At 69.7% G+C, this 16269-nt stretch carries 14 protein-coding genes; 2 read left to right on the top strand and 12 right to left on the bottom strand.

The genetic code is table 11. From position 1 onward, the window contains the following. Nucleotides 1–48: 48 nt before the first annotated feature. From KF708C_RS20500 to KF708C_RS35790, 8 genes are all read right to left on the bottom strand, one after another. Nucleotides 49–2205: a TonB-dependent siderophore receptor gene (locus tag KF708C_RS20500; RefSeq protein ID WP_059413074.1), complete on the bottom strand. Its 2157-nt coding sequence runs from the start codon at nt 2203–2205 to the stop codon at nt 49–51. A gap of 95 nt (nt 2206–2300) precedes the next feature. After that, entirely contained in the window at nt 2301–3944 is a 1644-nt protein-coding gene (locus tag KF708C_RS20495; RefSeq protein WP_059413073.1) for a PepSY-associated TM helix domain-containing protein, read from the bottom strand. A gap of 22 nt (nt 3945–3966) precedes the next feature. Continuing rightward, the gene (locus KF708C_RS20490; protein WP_020201237.1) at nt 3967–4278 is read right to left on the bottom strand and encodes a hypothetical protein; all 312 of its coding nucleotides are present in this window, start codon (nt 4276–4278) and stop codon (nt 3967–3969) included. Then, the gene (locus tag KF708C_RS34765; protein ID WP_082079657.1) at nt 4275–4574 is read right to left on the bottom strand and encodes a hypothetical protein; all 300 of its coding nucleotides are present in this window, start codon (nt 4572–4574) and stop codon (nt 4275–4277) included. Before KF708C_RS34765 ends, KF708C_RS20490 begins: the two co-directional genes overlap by 4 nt. Nucleotides 4575–4794: 220 nt before the next feature. Then, on the bottom strand, nt 4795–5649 hold the full coding sequence (serB, locus tag KF708C_RS20485) for a phosphoserine phosphatase SerB (protein ID WP_059413072.1): 855 nt from the start codon (nt 5647–5649) through the stop codon (nt 4795–4797). A 133-nt stretch (nt 5650–5782) separates the two neighbouring features. Next, nucleotides 5783–6988, bottom strand: coding sequence for an acetylornithine deacetylase (gene argE, locus KF708C_RS20480; protein WP_059413071.1), 1206 nt, complete (start codon nt 6986–6988; stop codon nt 5783–5785). 131 nt (nt 6989–7119) lie between these two features. After that, nucleotides 7120–10584, bottom strand: coding sequence for a transcription-repair coupling factor (gene mfd / locus KF708C_RS20475; protein WP_059413070.1), 3465 nt, complete (start codon nt 10582–10584; stop codon nt 7120–7122). A gap of 211 nt (nt 10585–10795) precedes the next feature. Then, on the bottom strand, nt 10796–10966 hold the full coding sequence (locus KF708C_RS35790) for a hypothetical protein (protein ID WP_156173889.1): 171 nt from the start codon (nt 10964–10966) through the stop codon (nt 10796–10798). A 195-nt stretch (nt 10967–11161) separates the two neighbouring features. On the opposite strand from KF708C_RS35790, the gene ispD reads away from it, so the two are divergent. Both ispD and ispF read left to right on the top strand, forming a co-directional pair. Then, on the top strand, nt 11162–11926 hold the full coding sequence (gene ispD / locus KF708C_RS20470) for a 2-C-methyl-D-erythritol 4-phosphate cytidylyltransferase (protein ID WP_020201241.1): 765 nt from the start codon (nt 11162–11164) through the stop codon (nt 11924–11926). 47 nt (nt 11927–11973) lie between these two features. Continuing rightward, nucleotides 11974–12483: a 2-C-methyl-D-erythritol 2,4-cyclodiphosphate synthase gene (gene ispF, locus KF708C_RS20465; protein ID WP_020201242.1), complete on the top strand. Its 510-nt coding sequence runs from the start codon at nt 11974–11976 to the stop codon at nt 12481–12483. Between the two features lie 35 nt (nt 12484–12518). On the opposite strand, the gene KF708C_RS20460 is transcribed toward ispF, so the two are convergent. From KF708C_RS20460 to KF708C_RS20445, 4 genes are all read right to left on the bottom strand, one after another. Continuing rightward, a complete protein-coding gene (locus KF708C_RS20460) occupies nt 12519–13088 on the bottom strand; it encodes a GNAT family N-acetyltransferase (RefSeq protein ID WP_020201243.1) in 570 nt (189 codons plus the stop codon). 196 nt (nt 13089–13284) lie between these two features. Beyond that, the gene (locus KF708C_RS20455) at nt 13285–13806 is read right to left on the bottom strand and encodes a carboxymuconolactone decarboxylase family protein (protein WP_059413069.1); all 522 of its coding nucleotides are present in this window, start codon (nt 13804–13806) and stop codon (nt 13285–13287) included. Between the two features lie 140 nt (nt 13807–13946). Further along, nucleotides 13947–14495, bottom strand: a complete 549-nt coding sequence (locus KF708C_RS20450; protein WP_020201245.1) for a peroxiredoxin — start codon at nt 14493–14495, stop codon at nt 13947–13949. 331 nt (nt 14496–14826) lie between these two features. Beyond that, nucleotides 14827–16128, bottom strand: coding sequence for an MFS transporter (locus KF708C_RS20445; RefSeq protein WP_029043236.1), 1302 nt, complete (start codon nt 16126–16128; stop codon nt 14827–14829). Nucleotides 16129–16269 lie beyond the last annotated feature (141 nt).

The raw sequence follows: 16269 nt of genomic DNA, 5'->3' as shown, positions 1-16269 counted from the left end.
CGGCGGGGCCGTTTTTCATGGCGCGCGCGGAAGGCGCCGGCAGCGCGGTCAGAACTGCACGCTGGCGTTGGCCAGGAAGGTGCGCGAGGCGCCCGGCAGCACGAAGCCGTCGTAGGTGGTGGTCCAGAAGCGCTTGTCGGCCACGTTGTTGACGCCGGCGCGCAGCGTCACCGCCTTGCCGGCGACCTTGGTCAGGTAGCGCGCGCCCAGGTCCACGGTGGTGTAGGACGGCACCTTCTGCGTGTTGGCCGAGTTCACGTACATGTCGCCGGTGATCTTGGCACCGGCCGACAGCGTCAGGCCGCGCAGGAACGGCGTGTCGTACTCGACGCGGGCGGTGGCGATGTAGCGCGGCGTGGCGTACACGCGGTTGCCGTCGATGGCGGGATCGTCCACGCCGTGCGCCTTGGCGTTGAGCCACATCACGCCGCCCAGCAGCCGCACGTCGCGCGCGATGCGCAGCCAGCCGCTGGTGTCCAGGCCGGTGAAGCGCTGCGTGCCGTCCTGCACGAACACGTTCGCGGTGTTGGTGTACTCGTAGCCGCGGTCCACGCGGAACAGCGCCACGTTGGCGCCCCAGTCGCGGCGCTCGGTCTTGAAGCCGATCTCGTACTGCTTGCTCTTGAGCGGGCCGTAGACGGCCGGGTAGTTGGCGTTGGTGATGCCGGCCGAGCCGCCTTGCTCCAGCGCCTGCACGTAGCTGAAGTAGGCGGTGGAGAAGTCGTCGGTCTTGTACATCAGCGCCACCGTCGGAGAGACCGGGCTGGCCTTGTAGCGCGAGGTGGTCTGGGCCGAGGTGTCGTAGCTGCTCTGGGCGAAGTCGGTGTAGCGCAGGCCGGCCAGCACCGAGAAGCGCTGCGTGAACTGGATGGTGTCGCTCAGGTAGAGCGACTTCTGCGTGATCTTGTAGTCGCGGTAGGGCACGTAGTCCTTGCCCACGCCGGCCTGCTCGGGCAGCGGCACCGGGTTGTACAGGTTGCTCTCGCCGAGGTAGATGCCGTTGCCGCCGAGGCCGGAATCCAGCTCGCGCACCTGGGTCTGGTAGCCGACGCCGGCCACCACCTCGTGCTTGATGCCGCCGGTGTCGAACTTGCCCTGCACCATCGCGTCGTAGGCCTGGTAGTAGTAGGCCGTCTTCCAGCGGTACTGCGTGTCGGAGAAATTGCCGGCGGCGTCCTCGACGAACAGGAAGCTGTCCGCGTTCAGGCGGTTCTCGCGCGCGAAACGGTACTTGAAGCTGGCCTTCCAGGCGTCGTTGATGCGGTAGTCCAGGCCGGTGCCCACGGTGGTGGTGTCGGTCTCGTGCGAGGAGTAGGGCTGCACGATGTTGCGCGCGACCTTGCTGGCGCCGGGCACGTCCACGCCGGGCGCGAAGGACATGCCGAAGAGCGTGCCGCTGGTCTTGCGCTTCCAGTACATGACGTCGGCCGACCAGGTCAGGTCCGGCGTGATGCGGAAGTCGGTGGCCAGCGAGAAGACCTGGCGGCGCACGCGCACGTTCGGGTCCACCGAGTTGCCTTCCTCGTTGACGGCATTGATGCGGTAGCCGAAGCGGTCGTCGACGCCGAAGCGGCCGCCGAGGTCGAGCTTCTCGCTCCAGATGTTGTTGGCCTGGTAGCCGAAGGTGAACTGGCGATAGAGCGTGTCGGTGGGGCGCTTGACCACGTAATTGACGATGCCGCCGGGCGTGCCGAAGCCGTACATGAAGCCGGACAGGCCCTTGAGCAGTTCCACCTGCTCGAACGGCTCCAGCGGCAGTTCGGTGTCCCAGGCCACGAAATTCTGGCCGTCCACCTTGGTGCCGTTGAGCGGGTCCACGCGCATGCCGCGCACGGCGAAATACGAATTCTCGGTGCGCGTGTTGTCGCCCAGGATGGATACCGACGGGTCGTACTTGAAGACGTCGTTGGCGGTCTGCGCCATGCGCTCCTGGATCTCCTCGCTGGTGACGCCGACCACGGAGAACGGCGTGTCCACCGGCTTGCGGTCGCCCAGCGCGCCGCCGCTCACGCGTTCGACCTTGGCCGGCTCCGCGTCGCGCGAGGCGGACACGGTGGCGGTCGGCAAGGTGGCTTCGGCCTGGGCCAGCGCCGGCAGCGCGGCGAAGGCGACGGTCAGGCCCAGCACCGCGCTGGCGACAGGCGAGAGCCGGAGAGCGGGCGCGCATGCGGCGGCGCACCCTTGCGATGGGCGAGGAGAAGGCATAAGGACGGTTCTTTAGGAAAAGTGAGGCCAGGCCAGCCCGCTGGCGGGCCTGGATGGCTACGACGAAAGCGGATGAAAGGCGGGGGCCGCGGCGCTCAGGACGGCTCGGCCAGCGACGCCGGCACCTTGGCCACCTTGGCCGCGGTGGCGGGGTCGCCGCGCGCCGGCAGGGCCCACACCGAATGCGGCGGCCCGTTGCGCGCGCGCCGGCGCGTGGCCAGGGCCAGCACGGCAAAGCCGCAGGCCAGCGCCAGCGCGCCAAAGTCGAAGCCGGCCACGGCCCAGTGGCCGGCCAGCGCCGCCTGCCACAGGTAGTCGCCGGTCATCGCCGCGTTGACCGCCGGCACCAGCGCGGCGCCGGCCGCGGCGGCCCACAGCAGTTCGATGGCCGCGCGCGCCGGCGCGCGCAGCAGCGCCCAGGCCAGCGCGGCGAAGAACACCGGGAAGTAGTGCCAGCCGGCTACGCGCCCGGGCCAGACCAGCGCGCCGCAGAAGGCCGCGGCCACGCCAATGCAGCAGCCGATGCACACGCCCACGGTGGCCTGCGCCAGCAGGCGGTGCACGCGCGGCTGCTCTGCCTGGCGGGTCTTGCGGCGCGATTCGATCCACAGCAGGTTGCCGGAGTAGAACAGGAAGGCGCCGGCCAGCCCGCCAATCAGGTAGACCAGGCGCAGCGCGAGGTCGCCGTAGGTGCCGAAATGCAGGGCGTAGATGGCGCTGTAGATGGCGTGGTTGGCGTCGCGCCGCCCGGCGGTCTGGTCCGCGAGCACGCGGCCGCTGTCGGGCTGGCCGGCGGCGGCGTGCACGGAGACCGAGCCATAGTTGCCGAGCGCGCGCGCGCTGTTGCCGCGGATCTCGATCAGCGCGCGGGCGTCGCCGTAGTGCTGGTAGCGTACCGACAGCGGCGTGAAGCGCGCGCCGGCGCTGGCGCGCGCGGCCTCCATCAGCGTGGCCGCCGGCAGCATCGGCGCCGGCCGGCCCGCCGCCTTCAGCTCGGGCGAGGCGGTGGTCAGGCGCGGCAGCGCCTCGAACAGCTTGCCGTCGAAGGCCAGCACGTTGAACGTCGTGATCAGCACCATCGCCAGGCACAGCACGGCGCCGGTGATGGCGAACACGAGATGGAAGGGCAGGCTGAACAGGCCGATCACGTTGTGCGCGTCCATCCAGAAGCGCTTGAGGTTGCGCCCGGGCCGGACCGCGAACAGGTCCGCCTTCAGGCGCGGCAGGTGCAGCAGCACGCCGGACACCAGCGCCAGGCCGTACAGCACCGAGACCGCGCCCATGAAATAGTTGCCCGCCACCGGTACGCCCAGCGTGTAGTGCAGGCTGTCGATGAACGCCGCCAGCTCGCCGTGCGCGGCATCGAGCGAGGTGTCCCCGGGCGTGTTCCGGCCGGCTTCGAGCTTGCCGGAGCTGCTGGTCTGCCAGTTGCCGTCCTGGTCCAGCCAGTAGGCGGTGAACTCGGGCTCGTGCACGGTCGGCAGCGTGACGTAGGCGCTTTCCGCGCTCCTGGGATGCGCCGCCACCAGCGCGCGCATGAAATGGTCCAGCGCGGCGGGATCGGCGCCCTGCGCCGCCGGGCGGTCGGCGAGCGCGCGGTCCGGCGACTGCCACGTGTGCAGTTCCTCGTGGAAGACCGTGATGGCCCCGGCGAAGAAAGCGATGAACAGGGCCCAGCCGGCCATCAGGCCGACCCAGGTATGCAGGGTCTGGTAAAGGCGCAGCGTGGCGGCTTTCATGTGTCGCTCCTGTTGCGCGGGGTCATGCCGCGCCGCCCGCCAGCAGGCGCCAGGCCCACAGCGCGCCGAACGCGGCCGCGTTGCCGGCCGCCAGCCACGACCACGCGGCCAGGCTGCTGCGGAACAGCACCGAGGCGCTGATGATGGCCACCCACAGCGGCAGGCACGCCAGCATGGCGCCGACGGCGCCGCTCTGCCAGCCGCCCGGCAGCCACATCACGGACAGCGCGCACAGCGCCACGGACAGCGGCAGGCCCAGCAGCGTGCCGGCCAGCCACCTGGTGCCCATGCCGGGCCGGGGCTTGCGCGCGCCGCGCAGGCTCGCCGCCGTCATCGGGCGGCTCCCGCCGGTTGCCGCTCCTGGCGCCGGCGCCGCGCATCGAGGCAGGCGCCCGCGAACGGCCACAGCGACAGGCCGGTGCCGACCGTGGCCAGCGTCGCGGCAATGGCGCAGGGCCAGCCCTGCGCCGTGCTCCATGCCCAGGCCGACACGGCGACGGCTACTGCCGCTGCCCGGCACAGCCAGGCGGTGGCGGCGGATGGCAGGGGAGAAAGAAGGCGCTGGTTGGGCGATGCAAGATAAAAACCACAGGCGCCGCCCAACCCAAGCAGCACGGCGAGCACTTGCATGGCGGGTCGGGATTATTCTGGAAAAGACAAATGATAATGATTACGATTTGTACTTGCAAGCCTGGAGAGAGAATTTTGCCCCGCAACGGTGCGTGACAAGGCGCCCTGCGCGCGGGCGGGCAGGGACGATCAGGCGGCGGGACGGAGGGGAAACCCCGGCGGGCGCCGGGGCAGGGCAGGCTGCGCGCGCCCCGGGGCGGGGCGGATCAACGCGCGGAAATCAGTGCGGGAACAGTTGCAGCAGGCCGTCGAGCCCGACGTGGTTGAACGCCACGCTGGCCTGCGCGCGCACCACCGGCTTGGCGCGGAACGCCACCGAGAGGCCGGCCACGGCCATCATCTTGAGGTCGTTGGAACCGTCGCCCATGACGATGGCCTGGGCCGGATCGGCGCCGATCTGCGCGCACACCTCGCGCACCGTGCGGGCCTTCACGTCGGCGTTGACGATCTCGCCGAGCACCTGGCCGGTGAGCTTGCCGCCGACGATCTCCAGCGTGTTGGCGCGCGTGAAGTCGAGCCCCAGCCGCGGCTTGAGCTTGTCGGTGAAATGCACGAAGCCGCCCGACACCAGCAGCGTGCGCAGGCCCAGCGCCTGCACGGCCCGCAGCATGTTCTCGGCGCCCGGCGACAGGCGCAGGCGCTCCTCGTAGACGCGCTCCAGCACGCTGGCGTCGAGGCCCTTGAGCAGCGCCACGCGGCGGCGCAGGCTCTCGTTGAAATCGGTGATCTCGCCGCGCATGGCGGCCTCGGTGATGGCCGAGACCTCGGCCTTGAGGCCGCAGAAATCGGCGATCTCGTCGATGCACTCGATGGTGATGAGCGTGGAGTCCATGTCCATCGCCACCAGCCTGAAGTCCGACAGCCTGCGCCCGGCCGGCACGATGGCCCAGTCGATGGCGCGCGGGCCGCAGAAGGCGTCGAGCGCTTCGCGTAGCGCGGGCGTGAGCGGCGCGCAGTCGTCGGCGGCGGCGACCAGGCCGGTGCGCGCGGCCAGTTGCGGCGCCTGGGCCAGGGAACGCAGCGCGTCGAGGTCGGCGGCGCCGATCGGCGCGAGGCTTTGGAGAATCAGGGGCATGGCGTGGATGCGGGCGCGCGCGGCGCGCCGGGTGGCGTTGGATGCGGAATGGCAGGCCGCCGTGGCGGCAAGGACCCGTATTGTAAACGTCCGCGCGCCCGCCGGCCCCACAACCCCGCGGAGCCGATTCCGCTCAGCTCACGCGCAGGCTGTCGATCACCTTGTGCAGGAACGACTCGCACGCGGCGAGCTGCGTCAGCTCGACGTACTCGTCCGGCTTGTGGGCCTGCTGGATATCGCCGGGGCCGCACACCACGGCCGGGATGCCGGCGCGCTGGAACAGGCCGGCCTCGGTGCCGTAGGCCACCTTGTTGACGTCGCGGTCGGCGGTCAGCGCGCGCACCAGTTGCGTGATGGCTTCCTGCTCGGCCACGTCGAGCGAGGGCGCGGCGGCGATCTTGCTGATGGCCAGGCCCGCGTCGGCATGCTCGGCGCGCATCTTCGGCTGCAGCACGTCGTTGGCGTAGGCCTGGATGCGCGCGAAGATCGCTTCCGGGTCGACCCCGGGCAGGTTGCGGAACTCGAACACGAACTCGCACAGCGCCGGGATGGTGTTGAGCGCGATGCCGCCCTGGATGGTGCCGGTCTGCGCGGTGGTGAACGGCACGTCGAAGGCCTGGTCGTAGGGGCCGTTGGCCTTGAACTCGTCGGCGATGTCGCGGATGAAGCAGATCAGGCGCGCGGCGTATTCGATGGCGTTGACGCCCCTGGGCGTGAGCGACGAATGCGCGGCCTGGCCCTTGACGCAGCAGCGGTAGGCGTTGATGCCCTTGTGCGCGACGATCACGCGCATGCTGGTGGGCTCGCCCACGATGCAGCCGGCCGGGCGCACGCCGCGCTCGCGCAGCTCGGCCAGCAGGTAGGGCGCGCCCATGCAGCCGATTTCCTCGTCGAACGACAGCGCGTAGTGCACCGGCTCGCGCAGCTTGGCCTGCAGGATGGTGGGCAGCAGCGCCAGGCTGGTGCCGATGAAGCCCTTCATGTCGCAGGTGCCGCGCCCGTACAGGCGGCCGTCGCGCATCACCGGCTTGAACGGGTCGGTGGTCCAGTTCTGGCCGTCCACCGGCACCACGTCGGTGTGGCCGGACAGCACGATGCCGCCGTTGGTGGCGCCGTTGGCGGCGGGCACGGTGACGAACAGGTTGGCCTTGTCGTTCTGCGGGTTGTAGCTCAGGTGCGGACGCAGGCCCTTGGCGAGGAAATGGTCGCGTACCGTCTCGATCAGGCCGAGGTTGGAATGGCGGCTGGTGGTGTCGTAGCTGACCAGGCGCTGGATCCAGTCGAGGGCGCTGCCGCGGGGGGCGGCGTCGGCAGGCTTGCTGAGGGTGTCGGCTTGCATGGCGGGGTGCCTTTGGTATGGCTTTGGATAAGGTGTCAAGCGGGTGATGCTACACCGCGCGCGGACCGGGGTCCATGCGTGGCGCACCATCCCGGGGCCGCCGCGTGGCGGACCCGGGAAGCGAGCAATGATCAGGCCAGTTGCCGCAGGGTGTGCTTGATGGTCTGCGCGCGCACGGCCACGTCGGCCATCTTGCCTTCGATGCGCAGCTTGTCCTGGCCGGCCAGCTTGATGTGGCGGTTCTTCTGCACCAGCTCGATGATCCTGAGCGCGTCGATGGGCGGGTTGGGCAGGAACTGCATGCTGATGGCGGTCTCGTTCGCGTCGATCTTGCGCACGCCCAGCGGCACCGCGGCGATGCGCAGGCGGTGCGTCTCGATCAGCGCCTGGGCCTGGTCCGGCAGCCGGCCGAAGCGGTCGATCAGCTCTTCCTGGATGTCGTCCACGCGCTCGGCCGTCTCGCAGTTGGCCAGCCGCTTGTACAGCGACAGGCGCTCGTGCACGTCGGTGCAGTAGTCGCTGGGCAGCAGCGCCGGCGTGCCGAGGTTGATCTCGGTGGTGGCCGCCAGCGGCGCCATCAGGTCCGGCTCCTTGCCGGCCTTGAGCGCCTTCACGGCGGCGTTGAGCATGTCGGTGTAGAGCTGGAAGCCGATCTCGTGGATCTCGCCCGACTGCTTGTCGCCGAGCACTTCGCCGGCGCCGCGGATCTCCAGGTCGTGCATGGCGAGGTAGAAGCCCGAGCCCAGTTCCTCCATCTGCTGGATCGCCTCGAGCCGGCGCTGCGCCAGCTTGCTCAGGCCGTCCACGTCGTGCACCAGCATGTAGGCGTAGGCCTGGTGGTGCGAGCGCCCGACCCGCCCGCGCAGCTGGTGCAGCTGCGCCAGGCCGAACTTGTCGGCGCGGTGGATCAGGATGGTGTTGGCGGTCGGCACGTCGATGCCGGTCTCGATGATGGTGGTGCACAGCAGGATGTTGTCGCGCCGCGCGACGAAATCGCGCATCACGCGCTCCAGCTCGCGCTCGTGCATCTGCCCGTGCGCCACCGCGATGCGCGCCTCCGGCACCAGCTCGGCGAGCTTGGCGCGCTTGTTCTCGATGGTCTCGACCTCGTTGTGCAGGAAGTAGACCTGGCCGCCGCGCTTGAGCTCGCGCAGGATGGCCTCGCGCAGCACGCCGTCTTCCTCGCGCCGCACGAAGGTCTTGATGGCCAGGCGCTTCTGCGGCGCGGTGGCGATCACGGAGAAGTCGCGCAGGCCCTCGAGCGCCATGCCCAGCGTGCGCGGGATCGGCGTGGCGGTCAGCGTCAGCACGTCGACCTCGGCGCGCAGCGTCTTGAGCGCCTCCTTCTGGCGCACGCCGAAGCGGTGTTCCTCGTCGATGATGACCAGGCCCAGGCGCTGGAAGCGCACGTCGTCGGACAGCATCTTGTGGGTGCCGATGACGATGTCGGCGGTGCCGTCGTTGATCATCTTGATGGCGCCGTCGATCTCCTTCCTGGTCTTGAAGCGCGACAGCTCGACGATGCGCACCGGCCATTCGGCGAAGCGGTCGGAGAGGTTCTGGAAATGCTGCTCGGCCAGCAGCGTGGTGGGCGCCAGCATGGCCACCTGCTTGCCGCCCATCACCGCGACGAAGGCCGCGCGCAGCGCCACCTCGGTCTTGCCGAAGCCCACGTCGCCGCACACCAGGCGGTCCATCGGCTTGCCCGAGGTCATGTCGGCGATCACCGCGGAGATGGCGGCGGCCTGGTCCGGCGTTTCCTCGAAGCCGAAGCTCTCGGCGAACTTCTCGTAGTCCCTGGGCGAGAGCGGGAACGCATGGCCCTCGCGCGCGGCGCGGCGCGCGTACAGGTTGAGCAGCTCGGCGGCGGTGTCGCGGATCTGCTGCGCGGCGCGGCGCTTGGCGCGCTCCCACTGGCCGGAGCCGAGCGAGTGCAGCGGCGCGGTGTCGGGGTCGGCGCCGGAGTAGCGCGAGATCACGTGCAGCTGGTGCACCGGCACGTAGAGCTTGCTGCCTTTCTCGTAGTCCAGATGCAGGAATTCCTCGTTGCCCTGGCCCAGGTCCAGCGTCACCAGCCCCTGGTAGCGGCCGATGCCGTGCTCGCTGTGCACCACCGGGTCGCCGATCTTGAGCTCGGCCAGGTCGCGCACCATCGAATCGACCGCGCTGGCCTGTTCCTGCTTGCGCCGCCCGGTGCGGCGCGCCACGCCGGCGTAGAGCTCGGCCTCGGTGACGAAGGCCAGCGGCGCCCCGCCGTCGGCGGCCGGCAGCGCGAAGCCGCTCTGCAGCGGCGCCACCGCGATGGAGAAATGCGAGTCGCCGGCCAGGAACGCGGCGAAGTCGTCCACCGGCAGCGGGCGCAGGCCGCTCTCGCCGAACAGCTGCATCAGCGTCTCGCGCCGGCCGGCGGAGTCGGCGCACATCAGCACGCGCCGGTCCTTCCTGAGCAGCAGCGCCTCGAGGTTGACCAGCGGGTCTTCGGCGCGGCGGTTGACCGAGACGTCGGGCAGGGCCTCGGCCAGCGGCGCGGCGGCGGTGTTGTCGTTGGTCGCCTGCAGCACTAGGCGCGCGAGCGGCTTGGCGGCGGTGAAGAACTGTTCGTCGGAGAGGAACAGCGTGGCCGGCGTGAGCAGCGGGCGCTCGCGGTCGTGCCGCATGAAGTTGTAGCGCTGCGTGGTGTCGGCCCAGAAGCGGCGGATGGCGTCGGGCACGTCGCCCACGAAGGCAAGCTGGCTGCCCGCCGGCAGGTAGTCGAAGGCGGTCGCGGTCTGCTCGAAGAACAGCGGCAGGTAGTATTCGATGCCGGCCGACGGCACGCCGTTGCCGATGTCCTTGTAGATCGGCGACTTGGTCGGGTCGCCCTCGAACAGCTCGCGCCAGCGGCCGCGGAAGGCGGTGCGCGCGGCTTCGTCGAGCGGGAATTCGCGGCCCGGCAGCAGACGCACTTCCTTGACCGGGTAGAGGCTGCGCTGCGTGTCGGGGTCGAACGCGCGGATGGTCTCGATCTCGTCGCCGAACAGGTCGATGCGGTAGGGCAGCGCGGAGCCCATCGGATAGAGGTCGATCAGCCCGCCGCGCACGCTGTACTCGCCGGGGCGCATCACCGCGCTGACGTGCTCGTAGCCGGCCAGCGTGAACTGCGCCTTGAGCGCGTTTTCGTCGAGCCGCTCGCCCTGCTTGAAGAAGAAGGTGTAGGCCGCCAGGAAGGCCGGCGGCGCCAGCCGGTAGAGCACGGTCTGCGCCGGCACCAGCATGATGTCGCACTGGCCGCCCTGGATGTCGTGCAGCGTGGCCAGCCGCTCGGAGACCAGGTCCTGGTGCGGCGAGAAGCTGTCGTAGGGCAGCGTTTCCCAGTCCGGCAGCAGGCGCACGCGCAGCTCCGGCGCGAACCACGGGATCTCGTCGGCCAGCCGCTGCGCGTCGGTCGCGTTGGCGCAGACCACCGCCAGCATCGGCACGCGCGCGCGGTGCTGGCGCGCGTAGGCGGCCAGCGCCAGCGCGTCGGCGGAGCCTGGCAGGCCGGCGATGGTGTGGCGCAGGCCGGCCTTGACCAAGGGCAGGCTGGCGAAAGGGACGGGACGATTGGCTTCGGGCATCAGGTACGGACTGGCGGTTGGGTGCGGAGGCCTTGCTGCGGCGGGCATTCGGCAAACGGACACCGGGACACCGGGGCGGCAGGGCACGGGCAATCGGGCAATCGAGCAAACGCGCGCGTATCGTCGCGCATCGGTGGCATGGGCACGTTAGTGGACACATGTGACGCACGCATGCGGCGCCACGCACAACGCACGGCGGGCACGCGGCGGGCTACACAACGGGCCACACAACGAACGCGAAACGAACGCGAAACGAACGCAGGACGGCGGCAAGACGAACGAGAAAGCGCGGGCCGCGCAGCAGCGACACCCCGCCGGCATCGCGGGCGGGGTGTCGCTGCATGCAATCCGTGCCGAAGCAGGCGGCGTCGCGCTTCGGCATTGTGCTTTCATCGCCCGTTTGTCCGCGAGCGAAGGCCGTATTATAGAATGCGCACCGAATCCACGTTTCAACAGCCGTTCCAAGAGCTGCGCATCAGGAGCCGCGTTTGCCCGCCTTCCCCCCGGCGGCCAGCATCCGCTGGCCTTGCCGCGCGTCCCGTGCCCCGCGCACCCACTTCGTTTCCTTGCGCCATCCGTGTCCGTCCGCCGCTTTGCCCTGATTCCCTGTGCCGGTACCGGCAGCCGCGCCGGCGGCAGCCTGCCCAAGCAATACCAGACCGTGGCCGGCCGGCCGATGATCTGGTACGCGCTGGCTGCCTTCGCCGCCTGCGATGCCGTCAGCGCGACCGCGCTGGTGCTGGCGCCGGACGACATGCCGCTGGAGTCGCGCTTCGGCGCCGGCACGTTTGCCGGGCTGCGCTTCGATACCGCCTTCGTGGGCGGCGACACGCGCCACGCCTCGGTGCTGGCGGGCCTGCATCACCTGGCGCAGCTCGGCGCCACCGAGCGCGACTGGGTGCTGGTGCACGATGCCGCGCGCCCCGGCCTGACGCCCGCCATGATCCACGCGCTGGTGCGCGCGGTGGAAGGCGAGGGCGGTGAGGAAGACGGCCCCGACGCCGCCATCGGCGGCATCCTCGCGATCCCCGTGCCCGACACGCTCAAGCGCGCCAGCGACGCGCCGGGCCAGGGCGCGGCGGTGCGCATCGGCGCCACCGTGCCGCGCGAAGGCCTGTGGCAGGCGCAGACGCCGCAGATGTTCCGCATCGGCGTGCTGCGCCAGGCCCTGCAGGAAGCGCTGGCGGCCGGCGCGGTGGTGACGGACGAGGCCAGCGCCATCGAGCGGCTGGGCCTGCATCCGCGCCTGGTGAACGGCTCGCTGCGCAACTTCAAGGTGACGTATCCGGAAGACTTCGCGCTGGCCGAGCTGCTGCTGGGCGACGCCGCCGCGCGGTCCTGATCCGCCTTGCCCATTCGAACCCCTGTCCCTGAAGGAGTGACGCTTCCATGACCCCATTCGATATCCGTGTCGGCCAAGGCTACGACGTACATGCCCTGGTGCCCGGGCGCAAGCTCATCCTGGGCGGCGTGGACATTCCCCACGACCGCGGCCTGCTGGGCCACTCCGACGCGGACGCGCTGCTCCACGCCATCACCGACGCGCTGTTCGGCGCGGCCGGCCTGGGCGACATCGGCCGCCATTTCCCCGACACCGACGCGCGCTTCGCCGGCGCCGACAGCCGCGTGCTGCTGCGCGAGGCGGCCCGGCGCGTGCGCGAGGCCGGCTACGAGATCGGCAACGTGGACGCGACGGTGATCGCGCAGGCGCCGAAGCTGGCGCCGCACGTCGGCGGCATGGTGGCCAACCTGGCCGAGGACCTCGGGCTGCCGCCCGCGAGCTGCAACGTCAAGGCCAAGACCAACGAGAAGCTCGGCTTCGAGGGGCGCCAGGAAGGCATCGTGGCGCAGGCGGTGGTGCTGATCTGGCGCGGCACGATCACGCAGCAGCAGGACTGAAGGATCGAGGGAAAACGGAGGAGCGACGCGCGCGCTCAGCCCTTGGGCGCCGCCGCGCCTTCGGGCGGCACCGCGTAGACGTAGTCGATCAGGCGGGCCATCGCGCCCGCGCGCGCGCCGGCCTCGGTGCGCTTGACGAAGCCCATCTGCTGGCACAGGCGGTTGGCGGATTTCATCTCGGGCATGGTGCGCACCAGCAGCGCGCCGGCGCCGATGTCGCGCGTGCGCTGGATGCAGACCTGCATCAGCGTGCGCCCCAGGCCCAGCCCGCGCGCCTGCGGGCTGACCGCCAGCAGCCGCGCCTCGGGCAGGGCCAGCGTGACGGTGCTGCCGTCGAGCACCGGCACGGTCGCGCCGGGATGGCAGAACAGCACGGCGCCGCTGACGCCGTGATCGGTCTCCGCCACCCACCATTCCATTTCCGAGGTGTTCGCCGCCAGCACGGACTTCATGCCCTGCTGGAACGACGCGCGGCAGTCCTCCATGATCTCCAGCTCATACTGCCCGTAGGCCTGCTGGGTCACGGCGGCGATGTCGCCCCAGTCGTGCACGGCGGCAAGACGGTAGCGAAAGCGCGGGGAAGTATGCGAAGGCAGGGTGCTCATGGTGGGGCGAAGGCTGTGACCTTGCTGGATTGTAGGCCCTTCGGAGCACAAAAGCAGTCAGTGAATTACCGACTTGGCGCGCCGGCAACAGGCGCCGGTGCGGTGGCCGTCATGTTGGCCGATGCGGTGGCCAACATGGCGGGAAGGCGCCTGCCTTCCCGCCCGTGGCGAGCTGCGGGGGCGTTTTGCGGGGAGTTTATTCCGCGGCGATCACGTTGGCGGCCGCCACGATCACGGCGGCGATGCGGCCCACGTCGCGCAGTTGCTGCGCGGTCATGCCCTGCTCGTTCTTGAGCAGCTGGTAGTGCGACTTGACGCAGAAATGGCACTTGCCGACGATGGACGCGGCCAGCGCGTACATCTCGAAGCGGCGCTTGTCCACGCCGCCGTGCGTGGCATACGCGTTCATGCGCAGGCCCGCGGGCTGGCTGGCCAGATCGGGGTCGTCGGCCATCTCGATGTACGGATACCAGACGTTGTTCATGCCCATCAGCGCGGCGGCGGTCAGCACCGCGTTGGTTTCCTCGGGCGACAGCACGCCGGAGTTGCGGATCGTGTCGACGAGCACGCGGCTCTTGGCGGCGAAGGCGGCGGCCAGGGCCACGGCCACGGCATCGTTGCCCTCGAGCGAGGAGCGCGCGATGGTGCCGTCGAGGTTCAGGCGGATGTCCTTGACGTAGTCGGGAATCAGGCCCTTAATCGTGCTGATGAATTCCATACAAATCTCCTATCGGTAGGGGCTCAAAAAACCCGCCGGGGCGGGTTTCGAGACGCAGGCCGTAGCCCGCGCGCAGATCGCCGCAAACCGCCGGCCTTGTGGCACCGGCAGTTTGCGCTGCATGCAAGCCGTACTGAAGCTTACAGCGTGGCGCCGCCAACGGCGCGGTTGCACGGGCACAGTTCGTCCGTTTGCAGGCCGTCCAGGATACGCAGGACTTCGTCCGGGTTGCGGCCGACGTTCAGGTTGTTCACCGACACGTGCTGGATCACGTTGTCCGGGTCGACGATGAAGGTGGCGCGCAGGGCGACGCCGGCGGCGTGGTCACGCACGCCGAGCTGGTCGATCAGCGAGCCGGTCACGTCGGCGAACTGCCATTGGTCCAGCTTGTTCAGGTCCTTGTGTTCACGGCGCCATGCCAGCTTCACGAATTCGTTGTCGGTCGAGCCGCCCAGCACGATCGCGTCGCGGTCGGCGAAGTCGCCGTTGAGCTTGGCGAAGGCAACGATTTCGGTCGGGCACACGAAGGTGAAGTCCTTCGGGTAGAAGTAAATGATCTTCCACTTGCCTTCGAACGACTTCTCGGTGATGTCTTCGAATGCCGACTGGCCATTCTCTTCATGGTTGTTGAAACCCGGCTTGACACCGACGACGTGGAAGGCTTCGATCTTGTCACCAACGGTCTTCATAGACTGCTCCTGGATGCGGTTGAGGAGAGACGCTCGCGCCGCCATCCGCCGGGGGGCAGAACAGCAGCGCAACGAACATGGATTATGCGTCATCCCCGGAGGCCGGGCTAATTGAAAATCTCAAAGAGCCCGATAGCCCGGGGTGGCGCCGGCGCGCACCGGCCATGCGCGCCGGCCAACGATGGTGGCCGCCGCATGTTGCGGCGCCATGTCAGCCGGGACACGCGCCGCGCGTGCCATGCAGGGGCATCGCACAGGCCAGGCCGGCCGGCATCGGAAGTCTACTCCACCGGCGCGCGGCCGGCGCGCCGGTGCCGCATGGCGGCCGTGTTCAGGCGGCCTTGCCGGCCGCTTCCACGTAGGCCTGCTGCCGGCCGGCGCGGAAGATCGTCAGCGTGGCGGCCAGCCCGCACGCGGCGGCGAACATCAGCCACAGGCCGGGCGCGGCCTTGTTGCCGGTGCTGTGGATCAGGTAGGTGGAGATCGCCGGCGTGAAGCCGCCGAACAGCGCCGTGGCGAGGCTGTACGCCAGCGAGAAGCCGGCCGTGCGCACCGCCGGCGGCATCACTTCGGTCAGCGCCACCACCATCGCGCCGTTATAGCCGCCGTACAGGAAGGACAGCCACAGCTCCACCATCAGCAGGCGGCCGAACGACGGCTCGGCCACCAGCCACGATACCGCCGGATAGGCCGTGGCCAGCGTGAGGACGGTGAACAGGATCAGCATCGGCTTGCGGCCCACGCGGTCCGACACGGCGCCCATCAGCGGCAGCCAGATGAAGTTGGACAGGCCGATGCACATGGTGACGATCAGGTTGTCCACGTCGTCGAGCTTGAGCACGGTCTTGCCGAAGGTCGGCGTGTAGGCCGTGATCATGTAGAACGACACCGTGGTCATCACCACCAGCAGGCAGCCGGCCACGATGATGCGCCAGTTGGCGGCCATCGAGCGGTAGATCTCGCCCACGCTCGGGCGGTGCTTGCGCGCCTTGAATTCCTCGGTCTCTTCCAGCGAGCGGCGGATCAGGAACAGGAACGGCACGATCAGGCAGCCGATCACGAACGGCACGCGCCAGCCCCATTCGCCCATCTGCTCGGGCGACAGCAGCGCGTGCAGCGCCACGCCCAGCAGACCGGCGAAGATCACCGCGACCTGCTGGCTGGCCGACTGCCAGGCCACGTAGAAGCCCTTCTTGCCGGGCTGGGCGATTTCCGCCAGGTAGACCGACACGCCGCCGAGTTCGACGCCGGCGGAAAAGCCCTGCAGCAGGCGCCCGGCCAGCACCAGCAGCGGCGCGGCCACGCCGATCGAGGCATAACCCGGCACGCAGGCGATCAGCAAGGTGCCGCACGCCATCAGCACCAGCGTCAGGATCAGGCCCTTGCGGCGGCCGTGGTGGTCGATGTAGGCGCCCAGCACGATCGCGCCGAGCGGGCGCATCAGGAAGCCCGCGCCGAAGGTCGCGAGCGAAAGCATCAGGGAAGCGAATTCGTTGCCGCTCGGGAAGAACGTCCTGGCGATGGCGGCGGCGTAGAAGCCGTACACCATGAAATCGTACATTTCCAGGAAGTTGCCGCTGACAACGCGGAACACGGTACGGAACCCGTGCTGCTGGGACGTGGAGCTTGACATGTGGCTGTCTCTCGCAGGCGCCGCCGGTCAGTCCCGGCGGCTTGATTGTGGTGGTTTCTGTCAGCCTTGCGGGGAGGCCGCGCACGTGGCTGCGCGGTGCCGTGGGCGGCGGTCCGGCTGATGGCGGGAGTTTGCTCCGGG

The sequence above is a fragment of the Cupriavidus basilensis genome, from assembly GCF_000876015.1.
GTDB lineage: Bacteria > Pseudomonadota > Gammaproteobacteria > Burkholderiales > Burkholderiaceae > Cupriavidus > Cupriavidus basilensis_B.
Note: the sequence above shows the minus strand (reverse complement) of the source record. Positions and strands in the feature narration are given on the sequence as shown.